Origin of the sequence: Mycobacterium sp. 4D054 (genome assembly GCF_052245755.1) — a bacterium.
Lineage (GTDB): Bacteria > Actinomycetota > Actinomycetes > Mycobacteriales > Mycobacteriaceae > Mycobacterium.
Genome location: NZ_JBQQCF010000029.1, coordinates 23,567 through 41,778, shown reverse-complemented (window position 1 = coordinate 41,778; position 18,212 = coordinate 23,567). Strand labels below are relative to the sequence as shown.

At 67.8% G+C, this 18,212-nt stretch carries 21 protein-coding genes, 1 pseudogene and 1 riboswitch; of the genes and pseudogenes, 7 read left to right on the top strand and 15 right to left on the bottom strand.

The window, feature by feature from the left end; translation table 11 throughout:
* Positions 1 to 14 precede the first annotated feature (14 nt).
* The 4 genes from ACTWP6_RS19985 to thiC all read right to left on the bottom strand — a co-directional run bounded on the left by ACTWP6_RS19985 (position 15) and on the right by thiC (position 3,674).
* Positions 15 to 653 carry a septum formation family protein gene (locus ACTWP6_RS19985; protein WP_443188584.1) on the bottom strand — a complete coding sequence of 213 codons (639 nt, stop codon included), beginning with the start codon at positions 651 to 653 and terminating at the stop codon, positions 15 to 17.
* 14 nt (positions 654 to 667) lie between these two features.
* Entirely contained in the window at positions 668 to 1,294 is a 627-nt protein-coding gene (locus tag ACTWP6_RS19980; RefSeq protein ID WP_260756735.1) for an alpha/beta hydrolase family protein, read from the bottom strand.
* Positions 1,291 to 2,127: a bifunctional hydroxymethylpyrimidine kinase/phosphomethylpyrimidine kinase gene (gene thiD, locus ACTWP6_RS19975; protein WP_443188583.1), complete on the bottom strand. Its 837-nt coding sequence runs from the start codon at positions 2,125 to 2,127 to the stop codon at positions 1,291 to 1,293. The genes ACTWP6_RS19980 and thiD overlap by 4 nt, the downstream gene beginning before the upstream one ends.
* Positions 2,124 to 3,674 carry a phosphomethylpyrimidine synthase ThiC gene (gene thiC / locus ACTWP6_RS19970; RefSeq protein ID WP_443188582.1) on the bottom strand — a complete coding sequence of 517 codons (1,551 nt, stop codon included), beginning with the start codon at positions 3,672 to 3,674 and terminating at the stop codon, positions 2,124 to 2,126. Before thiC ends, thiD begins: the two co-directional genes overlap by 4 nt.
* Positions 3,666 to 3,775, bottom strand: a riboswitch (TPP riboswitch). It overlaps the preceding gene by 9 nt.
* 171 nt (positions 3,776 to 3,946) lie before the next feature.
* On the opposite strand from thiC, the pseudogene ACTWP6_RS19965 reads away from it, so the two are divergent.
* Positions 3,947 to 4,342: pseudogene (locus tag ACTWP6_RS19965) on the top strand (hypothetical protein); the annotation flags it as partial.
* Here ACTWP6_RS19965 and ACTWP6_RS19960 read toward each other — a convergent pair.
* Positions 4,342 to 4,722 (bottom strand): DUF7715 family protein, encoded by a 381-nt coding sequence (locus ACTWP6_RS19960; protein WP_260756740.1) that lies wholly within the window; start codon positions 4,720 to 4,722, stop codon positions 4,342 to 4,344. The pseudogene ACTWP6_RS19965 and the gene ACTWP6_RS19960 overlap by 1 nt on opposite strands.
* Positions 4,723 to 5,117: 395 nt before the next feature.
* Here ACTWP6_RS19960 and ACTWP6_RS19955 point away from each other — a divergent pair, with 395 nt between their 5' ends.
* Positions 5,118 to 5,417: a hypothetical protein gene (locus ACTWP6_RS19955; protein ID WP_260756741.1), complete on the top strand. Its 300-nt coding sequence runs from the start codon at positions 5,118 to 5,120 to the stop codon at positions 5,415 to 5,417.
* Between the two features lie 70 nt (positions 5,418 to 5,487).
* Here the strand turns inward: ACTWP6_RS19955 and ACTWP6_RS19950 are convergent, their stop codons facing one another.
* From ACTWP6_RS19950 to ACTWP6_RS19940, 3 genes are read right to left on the bottom strand one after another with little or no spacing between them, the layout of a single operon-like run.
* Positions 5,488 to 6,306 (bottom strand): exodeoxyribonuclease III, encoded by an 819-nt coding sequence (locus tag ACTWP6_RS19950; protein WP_260756742.1) that lies wholly within the window; start codon positions 6,304 to 6,306, stop codon positions 5,488 to 5,490.
* A gap of 4 nt (positions 6,307 to 6,310) precedes the next feature.
* Entirely contained in the window at positions 6,311 to 7,216 is a 906-nt protein-coding gene (locus ACTWP6_RS19945) for an N-acetylglutamate synthase, CG3035 family (protein WP_260756744.1), read from the bottom strand.
* Between the two features lie 3 nt (positions 7,217 to 7,219).
* Complete coding sequence (locus ACTWP6_RS19940; protein WP_260756745.1) at positions 7,220 to 7,813, bottom strand: peptide deformylase; 594 nt, start codon at positions 7,811 to 7,813, stop codon at positions 7,220 to 7,222.
* Positions 7,814 to 7,963: 150 nt separating this feature from the next.
* Here ACTWP6_RS19940 and ACTWP6_RS19935 point away from each other — a divergent pair, with 150 nt between their 5' ends.
* From ACTWP6_RS19935 to ACTWP6_RS19915, 5 genes are read left to right on the top strand one after another with little or no spacing between them, the layout of a single operon-like run.
* Positions 7,964 to 8,272 carry a DUF3263 domain-containing protein gene (locus ACTWP6_RS19935; RefSeq protein ID WP_067955004.1) on the top strand — a complete coding sequence of 103 codons (309 nt, stop codon included), beginning with the start codon at positions 7,964 to 7,966 and terminating at the stop codon, positions 8,270 to 8,272.
* Between the two features lie 42 nt (positions 8,273 to 8,314).
* Positions 8,315 to 8,773, top strand: a complete 459-nt coding sequence (locus tag ACTWP6_RS19930; protein ID WP_260756748.1) for a LytR C-terminal domain-containing protein — start codon at positions 8,315 to 8,317, stop codon at positions 8,771 to 8,773.
* Between the two features lie 10 nt (positions 8,774 to 8,783).
* Positions 8,784 to 9,488: a superoxide dismutase[Cu-Zn] gene (gene sodC, locus ACTWP6_RS19925; RefSeq protein WP_260756750.1), complete on the top strand. Its 705-nt coding sequence runs from the start codon at positions 8,784 to 8,786 to the stop codon at positions 9,486 to 9,488.
* Positions 9,469 to 10,611: a glutamate--cysteine ligase gene (locus ACTWP6_RS19920; RefSeq protein ID WP_260756751.1), complete on the top strand. Its 1,143-nt coding sequence runs from the start codon at positions 9,469 to 9,471 to the stop codon at positions 10,609 to 10,611. Before sodC ends, ACTWP6_RS19920 begins: the two co-directional genes overlap by 20 nt.
* 3 nt (positions 10,612 to 10,614) lie before the next feature.
* The gene (locus ACTWP6_RS19915) at positions 10,615 to 11,247 is read left to right on the top strand and encodes an LON peptidase substrate-binding domain-containing protein (RefSeq protein ID WP_260756753.1); all 633 of its coding nucleotides are present in this window, start codon (positions 10,615 to 10,617) and stop codon (positions 11,245 to 11,247) included.
* 41 nt (positions 11,248 to 11,288) lie between these two features.
* Here ACTWP6_RS19915 and ACTWP6_RS19910 read toward each other — a convergent pair whose 3' ends face one another.
* Genes ACTWP6_RS19910 through ACTWP6_RS19880 form a run of 7 tightly spaced genes read right to left on the bottom strand, consistent with a single transcriptional unit; the run spans position 11,289 to position 18,187 of the window.
* Positions 11,289 to 12,035, bottom strand: a complete 747-nt coding sequence (locus ACTWP6_RS19910) for an SAM-dependent methyltransferase (protein ID WP_443188581.1) — start codon at positions 12,033 to 12,035, stop codon at positions 11,289 to 11,291.
* A complete protein-coding gene (gene mnhG, locus ACTWP6_RS19905; RefSeq protein ID WP_260756756.1) occupies positions 12,016 to 12,384 on the bottom strand; it encodes a monovalent cation/H(+) antiporter subunit G in 369 nt (122 codons plus the stop codon). Before mnhG ends, ACTWP6_RS19910 begins: the two co-directional genes overlap by 20 nt.
* A complete protein-coding gene (locus ACTWP6_RS19900) occupies positions 12,381 to 12,668 on the bottom strand; it encodes a monovalent cation/H+ antiporter complex subunit F (protein WP_260756757.1) in 288 nt (95 codons plus the stop codon). The genes mnhG and ACTWP6_RS19900 overlap by 4 nt, the downstream gene beginning before the upstream one ends.
* On the bottom strand, positions 12,665 to 13,204 hold the full coding sequence (locus tag ACTWP6_RS19895; RefSeq protein WP_260756758.1) for a Na+/H+ antiporter subunit E: 540 nt from the start codon (positions 13,202 to 13,204) through the stop codon (positions 12,665 to 12,667). The genes ACTWP6_RS19900 and ACTWP6_RS19895 overlap by 4 nt, the downstream gene beginning before the upstream one ends.
* The gene (locus ACTWP6_RS19890) at positions 13,201 to 14,817 is read right to left on the bottom strand and encodes a Na+/H+ antiporter subunit D (RefSeq protein ID WP_443188580.1); all 1,617 of its coding nucleotides are present in this window, start codon (positions 14,815 to 14,817) and stop codon (positions 13,201 to 13,203) included. The genes ACTWP6_RS19895 and ACTWP6_RS19890 overlap by 4 nt, the downstream gene beginning before the upstream one ends.
* Entirely contained in the window at positions 14,814 to 15,281 is a 468-nt protein-coding gene (locus tag ACTWP6_RS19885) for a Na(+)/H(+) antiporter subunit C (RefSeq protein WP_260756760.1), read from the bottom strand. Before ACTWP6_RS19885 ends, ACTWP6_RS19890 begins: the two co-directional genes overlap by 4 nt.
* The gene (locus tag ACTWP6_RS19880) at positions 15,278 to 18,187 is read right to left on the bottom strand and encodes a Na+/H+ antiporter subunit A (protein WP_260756761.1); all 2,910 of its coding nucleotides are present in this window, start codon (positions 18,185 to 18,187) and stop codon (positions 15,278 to 15,280) included. The genes ACTWP6_RS19885 and ACTWP6_RS19880 overlap by 4 nt, the downstream gene beginning before the upstream one ends.
* Between the last annotated feature and the right edge of the window lie 25 nt (positions 18,188 to 18,212).

Below are 18,212 nucleotides of genomic sequence, written 5' to 3'. Positions count from 1 at the left end.
AGGTTCGTGCCGATTCAGCCGCGCAGCGATCCCGCCCGCGGCGGGTTGACCGTCGCGATGCAGGTCACGGCGCGGTCGCCGTCGGCCCAGGTCTCGGCCGTGGGGAAGAGCACGTAGAGCTGCACCGAATCGTCGGATACGGACTGCGGCGAGTAGCTGCGCAGCTCAGGAGCGCATTTCTGGTGATAGCCCTCGACCGCGGCCTGACCGGGGAACACGCCGTCCGGCATGGTCAGCACGGCGAACACCTCACCGGCGTGGGGCTGGTCACAACTGACCGTCGTGACGTCGAGCACCCGGTCCCCGCCGGGGATCTCGGCCAGGCAGTCGCCCAGCTTCACCTTCGTCGCCGCGACGGTGTCATCGGAGACGACCGCGACGATCGCGAGCACGACGATCCCGACCGACCACAGCGCCGAGAGCACGAGTCCCGCGATCGCCATGCCGCGGCCGCTGCGGTACTGCTTGGCCTTCTTCAGGCCGACGAAGCCGCAGACCAGGCTGATCAGGACCCCGCCGATGACGCCGAAGACCAGCGAGACGACCGCCCACCAGTTGGTCCGCGGGGCGGGTGTCGCAAAAGGCTGAACCGGCCCGCCCTGGTACGGCAGCGGAGGCGGCGGTGGATAGCCGCCGGGTGGTGGCACGGTCACGCTGCGACGATAACTCAGGCCAGCATCCGCAGGGCGGCATCGACGGCAAGGGCCGCAACGTCGAGTTTCTTGGAGTTCAGGTCGTGGCGCGCGCCGGTGACCTCGACGATCTCGGTGCGGGCGGCGATGAGCGCGGCCGCGGGCCGGAGCTCGTCGAGGGTGCCGAACGGGTCAGCGGTGCCGTGGGTGAACACCGTGGGCACGGTGATCCGCGGCAGGTGCTCGGTGCGCGCGCGTTCCGGCTTGCCGGGCGGGTGCAGCGGATAGGAGAACAAGGTCAGCACGTCGATTTCCAGGCCGTCGGCCACCGCCATCGACGTGAGCCGGCCGCCGTAGGAGTGCCCGCCGGCGATCACCGGGCCGTCGGCCAGACAGCGCACGGCGGCGACCGCCTCGACGATGCCGGCCATGTCAGCGGCCGCGGAACCGGACGGCGGGCCCTTGGGACGGCGGCGGCGGTACGGCAGGTTGTAGCGCACGGCGAGCCAGCCGCGGCGTGCCCACTGGTCGCAGAGCGCCGCCAGCATCGGCGATTCCCGGCTGCCGCCGGCGCCGTGCGTCAGCGCGACGACGCCTGCGGGGGCGCCGTCGGGTTCGTGCGCGATGCCCGCGATGTCGTCGAGATCGCGGCCCGCCGTCATGTCCCGAGCCGGAACAGAGCTGACACCGGTCCGTGCCCCCGGCCCAGCGGATAGGCCGCGCGCAGGCATTCGGTGACCCAGCGTTTCCCGAACGCGACCGCGTCGGGGACGGTGTAGCCGTGCGCGAGGGCACACGCGGTGGCCGCGGCCAGGGTGTCTCCGGCGCCGTGATCGTGCACCGTGTCGATGCGAGTGGAGTCGAACTCGTAAAAGTCGGTGCCGTCGAACAGCAGGTCGGGGCTGTGGGACGACGAGCGCAGGTGCCCGCCCTTCACCAGGGCCCACTGCGGTCCGAGCGCGTGCAGTGCGCGGGCGGCGGCGCGCTGGGACTCCCGGTCGACCACGTCGATGTCGACGAGCAGGCGCACTTCGTCGAGGTTCGGGGTCACCAGGGTTGCGAGCGGAAAAAGCTTGTCACGCAGCGCGTTCAATGCGCTCGGGTGTAGCAGCGGGTCGCCGTGCATGGAGGCGCACACCGGGTCGACCACCAGGGGGACCCTGCCGTGCAGCCCCTGCTCGACCCAGGTGTCGGAGACGGTCTCGATGATCTCCGGCGACGCCAGCATCCCGGTCTTGGCAGCCTCCAGCCCGATGTCGGAGGCCACCGCCTCGATCTGGCCGGCCACGACATCGAGCGGGATCTCGTGAAAACCTTTGACACCCACTGAGTTCTGGACGGTGACGGCGGTGACGGCGACCAGGCCGTGCAGACCGAGCAGTGCGAAGGTCCGCATGTCGGCCTGGATGCCCGCCCCGCCGCCAGAGTCCGATCCGGCGATGGTCATCACCCGTCGCGGGGCCTGTCCCGCTGCGGTGAGCGGCAGGAAAGTCATGACGTCACCACCGGTAGATACACCTTGTTGCCCTGGTCGGCGAACTCTCGGGACTTCTGCTTCATGGCTTCCTGCACCTCGTGGCTGATCCGCATCGAGCAGAACTTGGGTCCGCACATCGAACAGAAGTGAGCGGTCTTGGCCGGTTCGGCCGGCAGGGTCTGGTCATGGAACTCGCGGGCGGTGTCAGGGTCCAGTGACAGGTTGAACTGGTCCTCCCAGCGGAACTCGAAGCGCGCCTTGGACAGGGCGTCGTCCCTGGCCTGAGCCCCCGGGTGGCCCTTGGCGAGATCGGCGGCGTGGGCGGCGATCTTGTAGGCGATGACGCCGTCCTTGACGTCCTTGCGATTGGGCAGCCCGAGGTGTTCCTTCGGCGTCACGTAACACAGCATCGCGGTACCGGCCTGCGCAATGATGGCTGCGCCGATCGCGGAGGTGATGTGATCGTAGGCCGGGGCGATGTCGGTGGCCAGCGGGCCGAGCGTATAGAACGGCGCCTCCTCGCAGAGTTCCTCCTCCAGGCGCACGTTCTCCACGATCTTGTGCATCGGGACGTGGCCGGGTCCTTCGATCATCACCTGCACGCCATGGGCTTTCGCGATCCTGGTGAGTTCACCCAGGGTGCGCAGCTCGGCGAACTGGGCGGCATCGTTGGCGTCGGCGATCGATCCGGGACGCAGGCCGTCACCCAGCGAGAACGTCACGTCGTAGCGGGCGAGGATTTCGCACAGTTCCTCGAAGTTGGTGTAGAGGAACGACTCCCGGTGGTGGGCCAGACACCACGCGGCCATGATCGAGCCGCCGCGCGAGACGATGCCTGTGACGCGGTCGACGGTCAGTGGGATGTGGCGCAGCAGCACGCCGGCGTGCACGGTCATGTAGTCCACGCCCTGCTCACACTGTTCGATGACGGTGTCGCGGTAGACCTCCCAGGTCATTTTCACCGGATCGCCGCCGACCTTTTCCAGGGCCTGGTACATCGGGACGGTGCCGACGGGCACCGGCGAGTTACGCAGGATCTGATCGCGGGTCTGGTGGATGTCGCGGCCGGTGGACAGGTCCATGACGGTGTCGGCGCCCCAGCGGGTGGCCCACACCATCTTGTCGACCTCCTCGGCGATCGACGAGGTCACCGCCGAATTACCGATGTTCGCATTGACTTTCACCGCGAACGCCTTGCCGATGATCATCGGCTCGGCCTCGGGGTGGTTGTGGTTGGCGGGGATCACCGCGCGGCCGCGGGCCACCTCGTCTCGGACGAGTTCAGGCGAGACGCCCTCGCGTTCGGCGATGAACGCCATCTCGGCGGTGATCTCGCCGGCCCGGGCCCGCTGCAGCTGAGTGCCGCGGTCGCGCACGACGGTGCGGCGGGGCAGACCGGCGCCCAGGTCGATGACGGCACTGCCGTCGGTGTACGGGCCGGAGGTGTCGTACAGGTCGAGATGCTCCCCGTTGGTGAGGTTCACCCGGCGGAACGGCACCCCGTTCCGGTACACCTTGGTGCTGCCCTGGATGGGCCCGGTGGTGACATTGACGACGTCAGACATATGAGTTCTCCCTACGCCGGCATTACCCGGTCAGGTTCGTACGGTCGACGGGCCTACCCGTCCTCTCAGCGCGCTCGGTACGCGCTCCCGCGTGTGGTGTCGGTGCCACGCTAGCGCAGCGACCGGGCGCAGGGAACAGCACGCGCGGGCGCGGTGCGAATTGCCCCGACCAAATTTATATAGCTAACGTATGTTTTGTGGACGAATTGGGTGCGGTGACGACGACGATTCAGACCGGTGCGGCGGCGGAGACAGAGGGACGCCGCAGACGGATGAATGCCGAGCACCCCCACTACAAGTGGATTGTCCTGTCGAACACCACGCTGGGAACGCTGCTGGCCACGATCAACGCGTCGATCGTGCTGATTTCGCTGCCGGCCATCTTCCGCGGAATCGGGCTCAACCCCCTCGCCTCGGCCAACATCAGCTACCTGCTCTGGATGTTGATGGGCTATCTCGTGGTGACCGCGGTGCTGGTGGTGCCCTTCGGGCGGCTCGGCGACATGTTCGGCCGGGTGCGTATCTACAACATCGGTTTCGCGGTGTTCACCGTCGCGGCGATCGCGTTGTCCTTCGATCCGTTTCATCTTGACGGCGGCGCGATCGCAGGAGGGTGTTTCGGCTGGATCGCATCCGCGTGTCAAGGATCGAGCGTCACCCATGCCGTCTAGAACAGTGCGCCGCGTAAGAAGAAGTTCTCGAGCCTGCGTGTGATGATCGCGCCGACAGGCAATTGTGCGGCGATCTCCAGGTTGTCGTCGGCGACGTCATCGGCCCAGGAGACGGGCCAGCCGCCGTCGGCGAGACTCGTCTGGAATGCCAGGACCACGTCGTCGCGACTCATCTCGGACTCGACGACCATCGCAGTCGTGGTCGCGCGGTGCGACGCCGCGCCGGCGAACCCGCGTCCACATCCGCACGGGCCGTCGGGATCGCGGCGGTCCCGGTCGCACGGTTCCTGTATCCACACCAGCTCCCGCTCGATGCAGAAGTGATAGTCACCGGGGTGTGTCCCCTGCGTATGGCCGGTAGCCACAAGGATTTTCATCGGCTGCTCCTAGACGGGTGGGGGTTCGTTGTGGTCGGGGTTGGTGTCGGGCTGTGGGGGTGGGGGCCGTTGCGCGACCAGGGCGAAACCGGTGATCATCGACTTGCCTCCATGTCGCGGTCGGGTTGTGCGCCGATGCGCCGGTCAAGCAGCTCAGCCAGCACCGACGCCTCCGACCGCGACTCGAACATGCATTCGATGCTAGATGCCGGCTGCGACAAGTCTCACCGGCGTAGTAATGCCAACCGGCCGCAACTTTCTGCCATGGGAATTATTCGCCTGACCTGCTGGTTCAAGGAGACGGATCACAGAGGATCCGAACGAGACATCACAAGTCGAGACCGCGCGACATGTTCCGACGGCTCCGACCCGACCAAGGGAAGAGCGCAACAATAATGAAGAAACTCACCATGGCCTCCGCCATCACAGCCGGCCTGAGCGCCGCCGTCCTCGGACTGGCCGCCCCCGCCATGGCTGCCCCGACGGGTGGCAACGCCGACGCGACGATCAGCCAGCTGGAGGCTGAGGGCAACCGCGTCGTGGTCAATCGCCTTTCGGACGTTCCGCTGAGCGAAGCCACCGTCGTCGGCATCAACAAGGGCGGCGAGATCCGCTCGACCGTTCGCGACTACCGCTACGACCGGACCTTCCAGCAGAGCGTCACGGGCTACGTGTACCACGTCGACGTGAAGTGAGCGACGAGATCGTCGAGTAAGCGACGAGCAACGGGGCATCTCCAACCGGAGGTGCCCCGTCTTCGTGCGATCAGTCGGTCAGATCCACGACGACCGGGGCGTGATCGCTGGGGGTGCCCACGCGGTTCTTGCCGGTCTTGCGTTCGTCTCGGGCGATCTCGGCGTGGATGACGCGCTCGGCCAGTGCGGGGGAACCCAGGATGAAATCGATGCGCATGCCGCGATTTTTCGGAAACCGCAGCTGTGTGTAATCCCAGTACGTGAATGTGCCAGGTCCCGGCGTGAAAGGCCTTACGACGTCGGTGAACCCGGCATCGACGACCGCGTTGAACGCTGCCCGCTCGGGCGGGGTGACGTGGGTGCTGTCCTGAAACAGCGAAATGTCCCACACGTCATCGTCGAGGGGAGCGATGTTCCAGTCGCCGACGAGGGCGATCGGCGCCGACGGTTCTGGCGTCAGCCACGCCGAAGCGGTGTCGCGTAACGCCGCAAGCCATTCCAGCTTGTAGGCATAGTGCGGTGAACCGACGGTGCGACCGTTCGGGATGTAGAGACTCCACACCCTGACCCCGCCGCACGTCGCGCCCAGCGCGCGGGCCTCGGCCGCGGCCTCCACCTCGGGCTTGTCGCTCCAGGTGGGCTGGCCGTCGAATCCGACCTCGACGTCGTCGATTCCGACCCGCGACGCGATCGCCACTCCGTTCCACTGGTTGAAACCGCAGTGCACGATCTCGTAGCCGAGCGCGGCGAACGGCATGGTCGGGAACTGGTCATCGGAGCACTTCGTCTCCTGCATTGCGAGCACGTCGACATCGGCGCGTTCCAGCCAATCGGTGACGCGATCGACACGGGCCCGAATTGAGTTGACGTTCCAGGTGGCCAGTCGCATGGGCTTACAGTAGGCCCTCGGCGCGGACGTACCGGGAACGGTGGTGCACGCGGAATCCCATCGACTCGTAGAGCGCGCGCGCGGCCGAATTGTCGGTCACCACCTGGACGTAGGCGCGTGTGGCGCCGCGAGTGTGCGCCCAGTCCAGCAGCCCCTCGCACAGTCGCCTGGCCAGGCCTCGGCGCCGGGCCTCCTCCGACACGCGCACCGCCGAGATCCCGGCCCACCGGGTACCGTCCGGCGCGTCCGTCACCGCCACCCGCCCCACCGCGGCCCCGGAGAGTTCGCCGAAGCCGACTGCGCCGTCGACCACCGCGGTGAGAACATCCACCGGCACGTCCCGCTGGTACAGCGCCATCCAGGTGTCGTCGGGTCTCGCTGCGACGGACACGTCGGTCGCTCGGCCGCCGGCGACATCCGTTGCCATGACCAGATTCTCGGCATCAGTGGTGATACCAGCGGGTAACCGCAGCAGCCGATCCGGAGCTGAAACCACCGCGGGCAGCCCTCGCTCCGAGTACCACTCGATCACCCGTGTGATCTCGCTGTGTGACGAAAACCTCAATGGCACCGCCGAATTCGCGCGCCGGGTGACTCCTTGCCCGTGTCGAAGCAGCCAGCCGTCCAGCCACTGGTGCTCGGTGCCCGGCCACCCCAGCGCCGCCGCGTGCTCCAGGTTGCGGATCTCCCCCGTGCGCACCGGCATCTCGGGCACCACCCGCACTGCCAGCACGTCCTCACGCAGAACCTCGACGACGTCGCCGTGCCGGGTGCGGATCCGCACCACCTCACCGGTGTCTGCGCCGGATTCGATGATGTGGCCGACCACGTCGGACATCGGCCGTTCGGAACCCGTGGGGAGCCGGTAACGCAGGCTGACCCGAGATCCGACCTCAGGCAGCTCGGTCATCGCTCAGTGGCCGAACGGGTCGGGGTCCTCGCCGGGCATCCACGACAGCCCGGGCACGCCCCAGCCGTGATACTTCACCGCCTTCTTGGCCGCGCGGGCGTTGCGGCCGATCAGGCGGTCGAGGTAGAGGAAGCCGTCGAGGTGGCCGGTCTCGTGCTGCAGCATCCGGGCGAACAAGTCGGTGCCCTCGATGGTGATCGGTTGACCGTCGGCGTCCAGTCCCGTCACCCGCGCCCAGTCGGCGCGGCCCGTGGGGAACGACTCGCCGGGCACCGACAGGCAGCCCTCGTCGTCGTCATCCGGGTCAGGCATGGTCTCGGGCACCTCGGACGTTTCCAGCACCGGGTTGACCACCACGCCGCGCCGGCGGGTGGTCTTCTTGCGGGCGTCGGCACAGTCGTAGACGAAGACCCGCTTGTTGACCCCGATCTGGTTGGCGGCCAGCCCCACTCCGTGCGCGGCGTCCATCGTGTCGTACAGATCGGTGATCAGATCGGCCAGATCGGCCGGCAGCGAACCGTCGTCCCCGACGGGCACCGGTTCGGTCGCGGTGTGCAGGACGGGATCTCCCACGATGCGGATGGGTCTAACGGCCATGCGAGGAAGCTTAGGGTGCGGGGTGTCCGCGGTTGTTTCCACCGCCGACTCGCGGCGATGTTGTCGGTGCACGTGACTCAACCGTGATTGAATACTCGCCGAAACCACATTGATGTCATTCTCGATTTCCGGAAGGGTCCAAGTAGCGAAATGGACGGCGCCATCGCGCGGGCTGAGCGTTCTGGGGACGACACCGAGCCCACCGACGGACTGACCCGTCGAGAGCATGACATTCTCGCCTTCGAGCGGCAGTGGTGGAAGTACGCCGGCTCCAAGGAAGACGCCATCAAGGAGCTGTTCTCCATGTCGGCGACCCGCTACTACCAGGTGCTGAACGCGCTGGTGGATCGGCCCGAAGCGCTTGCGGCGGACCCCATGCTGGTGAAGCGCCTGCGCAGGCTGCGCGCCAGCAGGCAGAAGGCGCGCGCGGCGCGTCGTCTCGGTTTCGAGGTCACTTAGGGTCACCGCCGGACACGCGGGCCCGGGATACAGTAGGCGCCGATGAACCAGCGAGATTCCTCCGGGCTGCCCATTCGTGCCATGGTGATGGTGCTGTTGTTCCTCGGTGTCATATTCCTGCTCGTCGGCCTCCAGTCCCTGGGTGGCTCCGACGACGACGAGTCCTCGGCGTCCTCGGCGACCGTGACGTCGACGACCACCGCCACGAGTGCGGCTCCGCAGGAGCCCGCCCGGCCCGAGGTGCGTGTCTTCAACATCTCCGAGACCCCGGGGGCCGCGGAGGCGACCGCCACGAGGTTGCGCGACGCCGAGTGGAACGTCACCGAGACCGGCAACTTGACCGTGCCCGACGTCGCGGCGACCACGGTGTACTTCGGCGAGACGCCCGGTGAGCAGGAGGCCGCCGAAGAGGTGGGCCGTGTGCTGGAGGCGCCCGTCGCTCCGCGGGTGCCCGAGCTCACAGAGCAGCCACCGGGCGTCGTCGTGCTGGTCACCGGCTAGGCTCTTGCTCATGCTCAGGTCCGTTGCTGCTGCCACCTTGTTCGCAGTGCCCGCACTTGCGTTGAGTGCGTGCTCTCCTCCCGGCGAAGTGCCCTCGGATTCACCCGGCACCACGCCGCCGGTATGGACCGGTTCGCCCTCGCCGTCGGCGGGGCCGGACGAGCACGGTGCCGGACACGGAGGCGGCTCGGCGGCCGCCGGGGAAACGTTGAAGGCCGACCTGAAGTTGGCCGACGGCACCACCGTGGCCACCGCCGACATCGCGTTCTCGGACGGTTATGCGACCGTCACGGTCGAGGCGACCGGTGGTGGACTCGAGCCCGGTTTCCACGGCATGCACATCCACTCGGTGGGCAAGTGCGAGGCCAACTCCGTCGCCCCGACCGGCGGTGCACCGGGCAACTTCAACTCCGCGGGCGGACACCTGCAGGTGCCCGGCCACAGCGGCCACCCCGCCAGCGGCGACCTGTCGTCGCTGCAGGTGCGCGAGGACGGCTCGGCGAAGCTGGTGACCACCACCGACGCGTTCACCGCCGAGCAGCTGCTCGACGGCGCGGGCACGGCGATCATCATCCACGAGAAGCCCGACAATTTCGCCAACATTCCGCCGGAGCGGTACCAGCAGATCAACGGCGATCCGCCGCCGGATCAGACCACCCTGGCGACCGGCGACGCCGGAGCGCGGGTGGCGTGCGGTGTCATCACCCGCCGCTGACCAGAGGGCCGACGGTCGAATCGACTTCGCCGGGTCGGTCCGGCCGACCCTGGGCGTCGAGTGGGAGTTCGCCCTCGTCGACGCGGTGACTCGCGATCTGAGCAACGAAGCCGCGTCGGTGATCGCCGAGATCGGTGAGAACCCGCGCGTGCACAAGGAATTGCTGCGCAACACCGTTGAGGTGGTCACGGGCATCTGTGACAACACCGCCGAGGCGATGGACGACCTTGCCTCGACGCTGCGGCCGGTGCGCACGGTCGTGCGGCAGCGGGGCATGGAGTTGTTCTGCGCCGGCACACACCCGTTCGCGGACTGGTCGGTGCAGAAGCTCACCGATGCCCCCCGCTACGCGGAGCTGATCAAGCGGACGCAGTGGTGGGGGCGGCAGATGCTGATCTGGGGTGTGCACGTGCACGTCGGCGTCTCGTCGGCGCACAAGGTGATGCCGATCATCACCTCGCTGCTCCATCAGTACCCGCACCTGCTGGCGCTGTCGGCCTCGTCGCCGTACTGGGACGGCGAGGACACCGGTTACGCCAGCAACCGGGCGATGATGTTCCAGCAGCTGCCGACCGCCGGCCTGCCGTTCCACTTCCAGGAATGGCGCGAGTTCGAGCGCTTCGTCAGCGACCAGAAGAAGACCGGCATCATCGATCATATGAATGAGATCCGCTGGGACATAAGGCCTTCCCCGCATCTCGGGACGATCGAGGTCCGGGTCTTCGACGGTGTCTCCAACCTGCACGAGCTGTCGGCCCTCGTCGCGCTCACCCACTGCCTGATCGTGGATTTGGACCGTCGGCTCGACGCCGGGGAGTCGCTGCCGGTGATGCCGCCGTGGCATGTGCAGGAGAACAAGTGGCGCGCAGCGCGTTACGGGCTGGACGCGATCATCATCCTGGACGCCGACAGCAACGAACGCCTGGTGACCGAGGACCTCGACGACCTGGTCGAACGTCTGCAACCGGCGGCCAAACGGCTGTCCTGTGTCGAGGAGTTGTCTCGGGTTCCCGACATCTACCACCGCGGCGCGTCGTACCAGCGTCAGCGTCGGGTCGCCGAGGAGCATGACGGTGACCTGCGCGCGGTGGTGGACGCGCTGGTGAGTGAGCTGGTGCTGTAACCGATGCCGACGGTGCCGATGTTCCCGCTCGAGGTGGCGATGCTGCCCGGGGAGGGGCTGCCGCTGCGGGTTTTCGAACCGCGCTACTCGGCGCTGGTACAGGCGTGCCTGGCCGCCGACGATCCCGCTTTCGGCACGGTGCTGATCGCCGCGGGCCGGGAGGTCGGCGGAGGTGACAGCCGTAGCGATGTGGGCGCGTTGGCCCACATCACCGAACACGCTGATCTGGGGGCCGGTCGGTACCGGTTGACATGCGTGATGGGAGAGCGGATCCGGGTGCTCGAATGGCTTCCCGACGACCCGTACCCGAGGGCGGTGGTCGAGGTGTGGCCCGATGAGCCGGGGCGTCCGGTGGACGTCGACGCGATCCGCGACATCGAGGACCGGATGGTGGCGCTGTTCGAGCGGATTGCCACGGCCCGGGGCGCGCAGGTCAATGCCCGCGACATCGTGGCCGGCGCGGATGCGTCCGGCGAGGCGTCGACGTGGTTGTACGCGTTGGCGACCCGTCTTCCGATGGGTCAGGCCGACCGGTACTCGGTGCTGGCCGCGCCGACTGCGGCCGATCGCGTCACCGCACTGTCCGAGGCGGTCGACACGGTGACGGCGATGGTGATGTTCCAGCTGTCGGAGTGAGCACCCGGCAGAGGTCACCGTTTACCGGTTCCATTGACGAATCAGAGCTTTCGGCCGTCGAGGAACACGCTCCGCGTCGCCGGATCGTCCGCCTCGGCCGGCAGTGCGCGGTGATACCGCTCCATGAGATCGGCGGTGGCCGTCGCGTTCATCTCCCACATCCGCGCGCACAACCAGCACGCGTGGTCGGGGCCTTCGGCGAGTGCTTCGATCCCGATCCTGCTGCCCCGCGCGCTGTACAGGTCGATCCTGTCGAGCAGATGCTCCTGGTCGTCGACTGACAGACCGGGGAGCAGACCCTCCACCGCCCACACCGTCGGCTCGCCGGCGTCGAAGCCGGCCGCGATCAGCGCCCGCGGCCAGTCGTCGCGAAGGTCCGACGGCACCGGCACATGCCGGGCCGCGGGGGAGGCGCCGGCCCCTGCCACGACGCGCTGCTTGAACTCCAGCAGTGCCGGCCGCTCCACCTCGTAGATGACGGTGTCACTGAGCCACGGCAACCGCCACGCGCGGGTGTCGAGGGCGGACCCGACGATCACGACCTGCGAAACCCCGGCCGAACTTGCGGCCAGAAAGAAATCGTCGAACCACTTCGTCCGCGCCGCAACGTAACTCGTCACCCACGGCAGCTCCGGTGCACCGGATCCGGCCGCCTCGACCAACAGCCGGGCGTACGGATCGGTGAACAGCGGACGGGGTGACTCCACCTCTTCGGCACGTGCGTTCGCCACGCGCAACGGCGTCAGCCGGGCATCGATGGCGCCCGGGTCACCGTCCAGAACCGTCATTGCCGCCGTGTTCCCGTTCGGCGGCGAAATCATGCATTTCGTCTCTGGTCAGCAGGTCGTCGCGGATGTTCTGCTCGCGGTAGGCAAGCTGACCCACTCGGTTCGCGATCACCGGCGCGGTGATCACGGTGAACATGCCGGTCAGGATCAGCATGCCGACATCGATGTTGCCGCGCAGCCGGATCGCGGCACCCGCCAGCACCAGCAGCAGACCGAGCACCTGCGGCTTGGTGGCCGCGTGCATCCGCGACAGCGTGTCGGGGAACCGGACCACGCCGATCGCGGCGGTCAGGGCAAGAGCCGAACCGGAGAGAATCAACCCGGCGGCGACGATGTCGGAGACGGTCATCGGATGTGCCCCTTGTCGGCTGGGTCGGCGACGTCCGGCACACGGAACCTGGCGACGCTCACCGAACCGACGAAGGTGATCAGCGCCAGCGCGGTCAGGCTGTAGGTGACGGTCGTGTCGAGGCTGAAGGCTGCCCAGGTACCGATGGCGCACATCGTCACGGCGACCAGGGTGTCCAATGCGACCAACCGGTCCAGCGTGGTCGGGCCGAGCAGCATGCGGAACATGGTGGCGAGCGCCGCGAGTGACAGCATCGCCCCTGCCACGATCCAGACGTACATCATGCGGGGTCGACCTCCTTATCCGCCGAGGGTTTCCAGTCCGCATCGCGTTCGAAGGACGCCACCAGGAGCTTCTGCAGTTTGTCGATCTGGTGGTAGAAGCGGTTGACGGTGCGGTCGGACCCGACGTCGAGAACGTGGACGTAGATCATGCGACGTGCCTGGTCGATTTCGAGCACGATGTTCCCGGGCGTCAGGTTGAGGATGTTGACCGCCAGCGCCAGAACCAGGTCGGATTTGACATGGAGGTGCGCCCGCAGCACCGCGGTGAGCGGCGGCGGCCCGGGTTTCACGGCCAGCGCCGCCACCTGGAACGACGACACGACCAGCCAGCCCGTCACCGTGGCGACGAGTCGCAACACCGACAGTGGGTGGAACCGTCCCTCGACGGGAACCGGCGGCAACGGCAGCAGCAGCGTGATCACGAGCGCCACCGCCAGGCCCGACAGAAGGTTGGCCGCGGAGATGTTGCCCCACAACAGGACCCACACCAGCACGAGCCAGCACACACTCCAGACGCGCAGGGTCGTTGTTCTCATTGCGTCCCCCCGAGGACCGCCCCGATGTACTGGCCGCGGTCCATCACCTCATGGGCGGCGCGGTCGCTGTAGGCGAAGATCGGTCCCGCCAGGATCGTGAGCAACAGGCCGACCACGATGAGGGCGCCGGTGGGCGCGAGCATGCCGGCCGGCATCCGGCCCACATCGTCACGGTCGACGAGTTCGATGTCCATGGTTTCTTCGGTGTTGTCCAGCAGAGCCGCCGGCGCCGGACCCGACAGGTGCCCTTCGGGTGCGTCTTTGCGGGACCGCCAGAACGCCTTGGTCCACACCCGGGCCACCACGTAGAGCGTCAGCAGGCTGGTCACGACGCTGCCCGCCACCAGGATCCAAGCCAGCACAGATCCGGATTCGGCACCGGCCTCCAGCAGCGCCACCTTTCCGATGAATCCGGAGAACGGCGGGATGCCGCCGAGGTTGAGCGCGGGGACGACGAAGACGAACGCCAGCAGCGGACTGGCCGCGGCCAGCCCGCCGAGCCGCTCCAGCGTGGACGCGCCGGCCTGGCGTTCGATGAGGCCGACGACCAGGAACAGTGTCGTCTGCACCAGGATGTGGTGCGCGACGTAGTAGATGGCCCCCGCCATGCCCAGGTGGGTCGACAGCGCGATGCCGAACACCATGTAACCGATGTGACTGACCAGCGTGAAGGACAGCAGCCGCTTGATGTCGCTCTGGGCGATCGCACCGAAGATGCCGATGATCATCGTCAGCAGACCCGCCACCAGCAGGATGCGGTCCATCCCGCCGCCCGGGAACAGCAGCGAGTGCGCGCGGATGATCGCGTACACACCCACCTTGGTGAGCAGGCCGGCGAACACCGCGGTGACCGGCGCCGGAGCGGTGGGGTAGGAGTCGGGCAACCACGCCGACAGCGGAAACACAGCGGCCTTGATGCCGAACGCGACCAGCAGCACTGCGAACAGCGCCATCCGGGTGCCCTCGGGCACATCGTCGAGGCGGACCGCGATTTCGGCGAGATTCAGCGTGCCGGTGGTCGCGTAGACCAGCGCGATGCCGAAGAGGAACACCAGCGACGACACCATCGACACCATCACGTACGAGATGCCGGCACGCACCCGTTCCTTGCTGGCGCCGATGGTCAACAGCACGAAGCTGGCGGTGAGGAGCACCTCGAAGCCGACGAACAGGTTGAACAGGTCCCCGGCGAGGAACGCCATGAAAACGCCCGCCGACAGCACCAGGTAGGTCGGAAGGAAGATCGACACCGGCTGGCGTTCGTCGCCGTCGCGGATGCCCTGCCCGATGGCGTAGAACACCACGGCGAGCAGCACGATCGACGACACGACCAGCATCAGCGCCGACAGCCTGTCGACCACCAGCGTCACACCCAACGGACCCATGCCGGCCTCGGTCGGACCCCAGCCGCCGACCTGCAGGGCGATGGTTCCGTCGCGGTCGGCCAGGTACAGCAGCACCGCCGACACCACCACGACCGCCGACAGCCCGAACACCGCGATCGAGCGCTGCAGTCGCGGTCGGCGGCCGGCGAACAGCGTCGCCGCGGCACCGAGCATCGGGACGAGGACGGGCAGCGGTGTGAGTACCGACGCGAACTGAGCGCCGATCATCGCGACCCCTCGTATCCGGGCAGAGCGTCGAGCTCGTCGGGCAGGTCGGTGTCGCGGGACACGTCCGGCACCATGCGCTCCTCGATTTCGTCGTCCTCCTTGCCGGAGAGCTGGGACACCCTGATGTCCTCGGGGTCGTTGCTGACCTCCTCGATGGTGTTGATCCGGTACGACCGGTAGGTCAGCGCCAGCACGAAGGCGGCCACGCCCATCGTGATCACGATCGCGGTGAGAATCATGGCCTGCGCCAACGGATCTGCGGTTGCCGTCTCCGTGCCGCTGGTGCGCCCGCGGACAGGCGGGTTACCCGACGGACCGCCGGCGTGGAGGATGAGCAGGTTGATGGCATTGCTGATCAGCAACAGACCCAGCAACATCCGGGTGAGGTTGCGTTCGAGAAGCAGGTACACCCCGGCGCTGGTGAGCACCCCGATCAGGATGAGCGGTACGAGAAATGTGGTCATGGCTGCCTCACCGTCCGGCCGGTCCGCTGGCGCAGCTGTTCGCTCATCTCGACGTCGATGCGTGCCCCGAGGCTGCGCAGCACGTCGAGCACCAGACCGACCACGATCAGGTACACGCCCAGGTCGAAGAACAGTGCCGTCACGAACTTGACGGTGCCCAGCACCGGCACGTCGAACGAGATGACCGCCGACGACAGCACGGGCGCACCGAGAAGCAGTGAGGCGGCAGCGGTTCCGGCGGCCAGCGTCAGACCCGCGCCGAGGATCTTGCCCGCATCGAGCGGCAGCGTCTCGCCGAGTTCGTAACGCCCGCCGGCCAGATAACGCAGCACCAGCGCCAGCCCGGCCATCAGGCCGCCGGCGAATCCACCGCCGGGCACGTTGTGGCCGGCGAAGAAGAAGTACGCCGACAGCACCATCATGACCGGGAAGATCAGCCGGGTGGCGACCTCCAGGACCAGCGATCGGTGCCGTGGATCACGCAGTTCGCTGCCCCGCAGCCAGGTGATGTCCCCGGCGGCGGGACTGGTGTTGAACGCCGCGGGCAGCTGGCCGATGTCGGGCTGACCGGCGTCGGACACGCGTGGCGCGGCACCGAAACGCCTGCTGCGGAACACCATTGACGCGACACCCGTGGCGGCGACGAGGAGCACCGAAACCTCACCCATGGTGTCCCAGGCGCGGATGTCGACGAGGATCACGTTGACGGTATTCGAGCCGTGGCCCCGCACGTAGGCCGCTTCGGGCAGCAGCTCGGCGATGGGCCGGCCGGTGCGGGCGGCCATCGCAAACGCCGCGAGCGTCGTCACCGCCGCGCCGACGGCGACAGCGAGCGCGGCGCGCGGCAGCCGGAAGCGGGTGTTCTCCGCACGACTGGTCTCGGCGGGCAGGGTGCGCAGCACGAGGACGAAGGCGACCAGCGTCAACGTCTCGACCAGGAACTGCGTCAACGCCAGGTCGGGTGCGCCGTGAAACGCGAAGATCGCGCCGCAGCCGTAACCGGTGACACCGACCAGCAGGACCGCCGCCAGACGGTTGCGCATCACCACGGCCGCCAGCGCGGCGGCGATCATCAGCAGCCCGACCACCACCACCGGCGGCGAGTCCCACAACTGGAAGTGGGGCCGGTCGCGGGCGCCCGATACCAGCACACCGAGCGGCAGGAGCACCAGCGTGATGAGGATGAACGACTGCGTCTGCGGCAGTGACCCGCGCTGGGTGAGCGCGGTCAAGCGCACCGAGAGCACATCGGCGCCGCGGATCACCGCGTCGTAGATGCGGTCGGCGTTGCCCAGCGGCACAAACGGCATGCGTGCGCGACGAAGTCGGGTCCGCGAGAAGTACACCGCGACGCCGGTGGCCAGCACCAACACCGAGAGCAGTAGCGGAAGGTTCACCCCGTGCCACAGGGCCAGGTGATAGTCGCCCTTGTAGCCCGGTGGGTCGGGCACGGTGTCGCTGTAGTCGCGCAGCACGTTGTCGAGCGGCTTCGGCCACAGGCCGAACAGCAGCCCCGCGGCGGCCAGGATCGCGGGCGGGATCAGGAAACCCGTCTCCGGGCGGTGCATCTCCTCGACCCGGGTGCTCGGGTGCGGCAGCCCTTTCCGGCCGAAGGCCCCGAACACGAACCGCAGGCTGTAAACCGTGGTCAGCACTGAGCCCAGCACGATGCCGGCGAGCACGAACGGCGACGCGGCGCCCAGGTACGGGCTGTGCAGCACCGTCTCGAAGTCCGCTTCCTTGGCGACGAACCCGAAGAACGGCGGCAGCCCGGCCATGCTGGCGGCCGCCGCGCAGCCGATGATCAGCAGCGGCTTGCTGCGGTCACCCAGCCAGGCCAGCCTGCGGATGTCGCGGGTGCCGGTGGCGTGGTCGATGATGCCGACGACCATGAACAACGAGGCTTTGAACATCGCGTGCGCGCACAGCATTGCCAGGCCGGCGAGCATCATCTCGCTGCCGCCGACACCGACCATCACAGTGATGAAGCCGAGCTGGCTGACGGTGCCGAAGGCAAGGATCAGCTTCAGGTCGTACTCGCGGATCGCGCGCCAGCCGGCGAGAAGCATCGTCAACAGCCCGAGGGTGACGACGGTCGGGCGCCATTCGGGGCTGTCGGCGAACCCGGGTGTCATCCGCGCGATCAGGTAGACGCCGGCCTTCACCATCGCGGCCGCATGCAGGTATGCGCTGACCGGGGTCGGCGCGGCCATGGCGCCGGGAAGCCAGAAGTGCATGGGCACGATCGCCGACTTCGACAGTGCGCCGATGAGGATGAGTATCACCGCCACCGAGGCGGCCAGCCCCGTCGGCGGATTCGCGATCAGCTCGGACAGCAGGAAGGTGCCTGCGATATTGCCGATGACGACGATGCCGACCAACATCGCCAGCCCGCCGAACGTGGTCACCAGCAGCGCCTGCATCGCGGCCCGCCGGCTCGTCGCCCGTTCGGCGTAATGGCCCACCAGCAGGAACGACAGGACCGTCGTGATCTCCCAGAACACGTAGAGCACCAGCATGTTGTCGCTGGTGACCAGGCCGAACATGGCGCCGGAGAACGCCACCAGTTCGGCGGCGAAACTGGGCAGGCGTTTTTCCTCGCGACCGTCGTGATGGCGGAAGTAGTCGGCGCAGTAGAAGAGGACGAGAGCGCCGATGCCCAGCACCAGCACGCTCATCACGGCGGCCAGCGCGTCGAAGCGCAACGTGATGTCCATCGACAGGCCCGGCACCCAGGCCACGTCGACCGTGTGCGACTGGCCCTTCGCCGGCCAGTTCGCCACCACCCACACCAATGACGCCAGCGGCACCAGCGCCAGGGGATAGAACGCGGCTCGCCCCCAGCGATACACCAGTAGGGGCGCCAGCAGGGCGGCGGCTGCATGGGCAGCGAGGATGGCGAGCATGGCTCCGTCTCGTCGTGGGCGGCAC

Excerpts from the sequence above, each read along its gene's own strand:
- ACTWP6_RS19980 (WP_260756735.1), bottom strand. The coding sequence starts at position 1,294 with ATGACGGCGGGCCGCGATCTCGACGACATCGCGGGCATCGCGCACGAA.
- thiD (WP_443188583.1), bottom strand. The coding sequence starts at position 2,127 with ATGACTTTCCTGCCGCTCACCGCAGCGGGACAGGCCCCGCGACGGGTG.
- thiC (WP_443188582.1), bottom strand. The coding sequence starts at position 3,674 with ATGTCTGACGTCGTCAATGTCACCACCGGGCCCATCCAGGGCAGCACC.
- ACTWP6_RS19960 (WP_260756740.1), bottom strand. The coding sequence starts at position 4,722 with ATGAAAATCCTTGTGGCTACCGGCCATACGCAGGGGACACACCCCGGT.
- ACTWP6_RS19955 (WP_260756741.1), top strand. The coding sequence starts at position 5,118 with ATGAAGAAACTCACCATGGCCTCCGCCATCACAGCCGGCCTGAGCGCC.
- ACTWP6_RS19950 (WP_260756742.1), bottom strand. The coding sequence starts at position 6,306 with ATGCGACTGGCCACCTGGAACGTCAACTCAATTCGGGCCCGTGTCGAT.
- ACTWP6_RS19945 (WP_260756744.1), bottom strand. The coding sequence starts at position 7,216 with ATGACCGAGCTGCCTGAGGTCGGATCTCGGGTCAGCCTGCGTTACCGG.
- ACTWP6_RS19940 (WP_260756745.1), bottom strand. The coding sequence starts at position 7,813 with ATGGCCGTTAGACCCATCCGCATCGTGGGAGATCCCGTCCTGCACACC.
- ACTWP6_RS19935 (WP_067955004.1), top strand. The coding sequence starts at position 7,964 with ATGGACGGCGCCATCGCGCGGGCTGAGCGTTCTGGGGACGACACCGAG.
- ACTWP6_RS19930 (WP_260756748.1), top strand. The coding sequence starts at position 8,315 with ATGAACCAGCGAGATTCCTCCGGGCTGCCCATTCGTGCCATGGTGATG.
- sodC (WP_260756750.1), top strand. The coding sequence starts at position 8,784 with ATGCTCAGGTCCGTTGCTGCTGCCACCTTGTTCGCAGTGCCCGCACTT.
- ACTWP6_RS19915 (WP_260756753.1), top strand. The coding sequence starts at position 10,615 with ATGCCGACGGTGCCGATGTTCCCGCTCGAGGTGGCGATGCTGCCCGGG.
- ACTWP6_RS19910 (WP_443188581.1), bottom strand. The coding sequence starts at position 12,035 with ATGACGGTTCTGGACGGTGACCCGGGCGCCATCGATGCCCGGCTGACG.
- mnhG (WP_260756756.1), bottom strand. The coding sequence starts at position 12,384 with ATGACCGTCTCCGACATCGTCGCCGCCGGGTTGATTCTCTCCGGTTCG.
- ACTWP6_RS19900 (WP_260756757.1), bottom strand. The coding sequence starts at position 12,668 with ATGATGTACGTCTGGATCGTGGCAGGGGCGATGCTGTCACTCGCGGCG.
- ACTWP6_RS19895 (WP_260756758.1), bottom strand. The coding sequence starts at position 13,204 with ATGAGAACAACGACCCTGCGCGTCTGGAGTGTGTGCTGGCTCGTGCTG.
- ACTWP6_RS19890 (WP_443188580.1), bottom strand. The coding sequence starts at position 14,817 with ATGATCGGCGCTCAGTTCGCGTCGGTACTCACACCGCTGCCCGTCCTC.
- ACTWP6_RS19885 (WP_260756760.1), bottom strand. The coding sequence starts at position 15,281 with ATGACCACATTTCTCGTACCGCTCATCCTGATCGGGGTGCTCACCAGC.
- ACTWP6_RS19880 (WP_260756761.1), bottom strand. The coding sequence starts at position 18,187 with ATGCTCGCCATCCTCGCTGCCCATGCAGCCGCCGCCCTGCTGGCGCCC.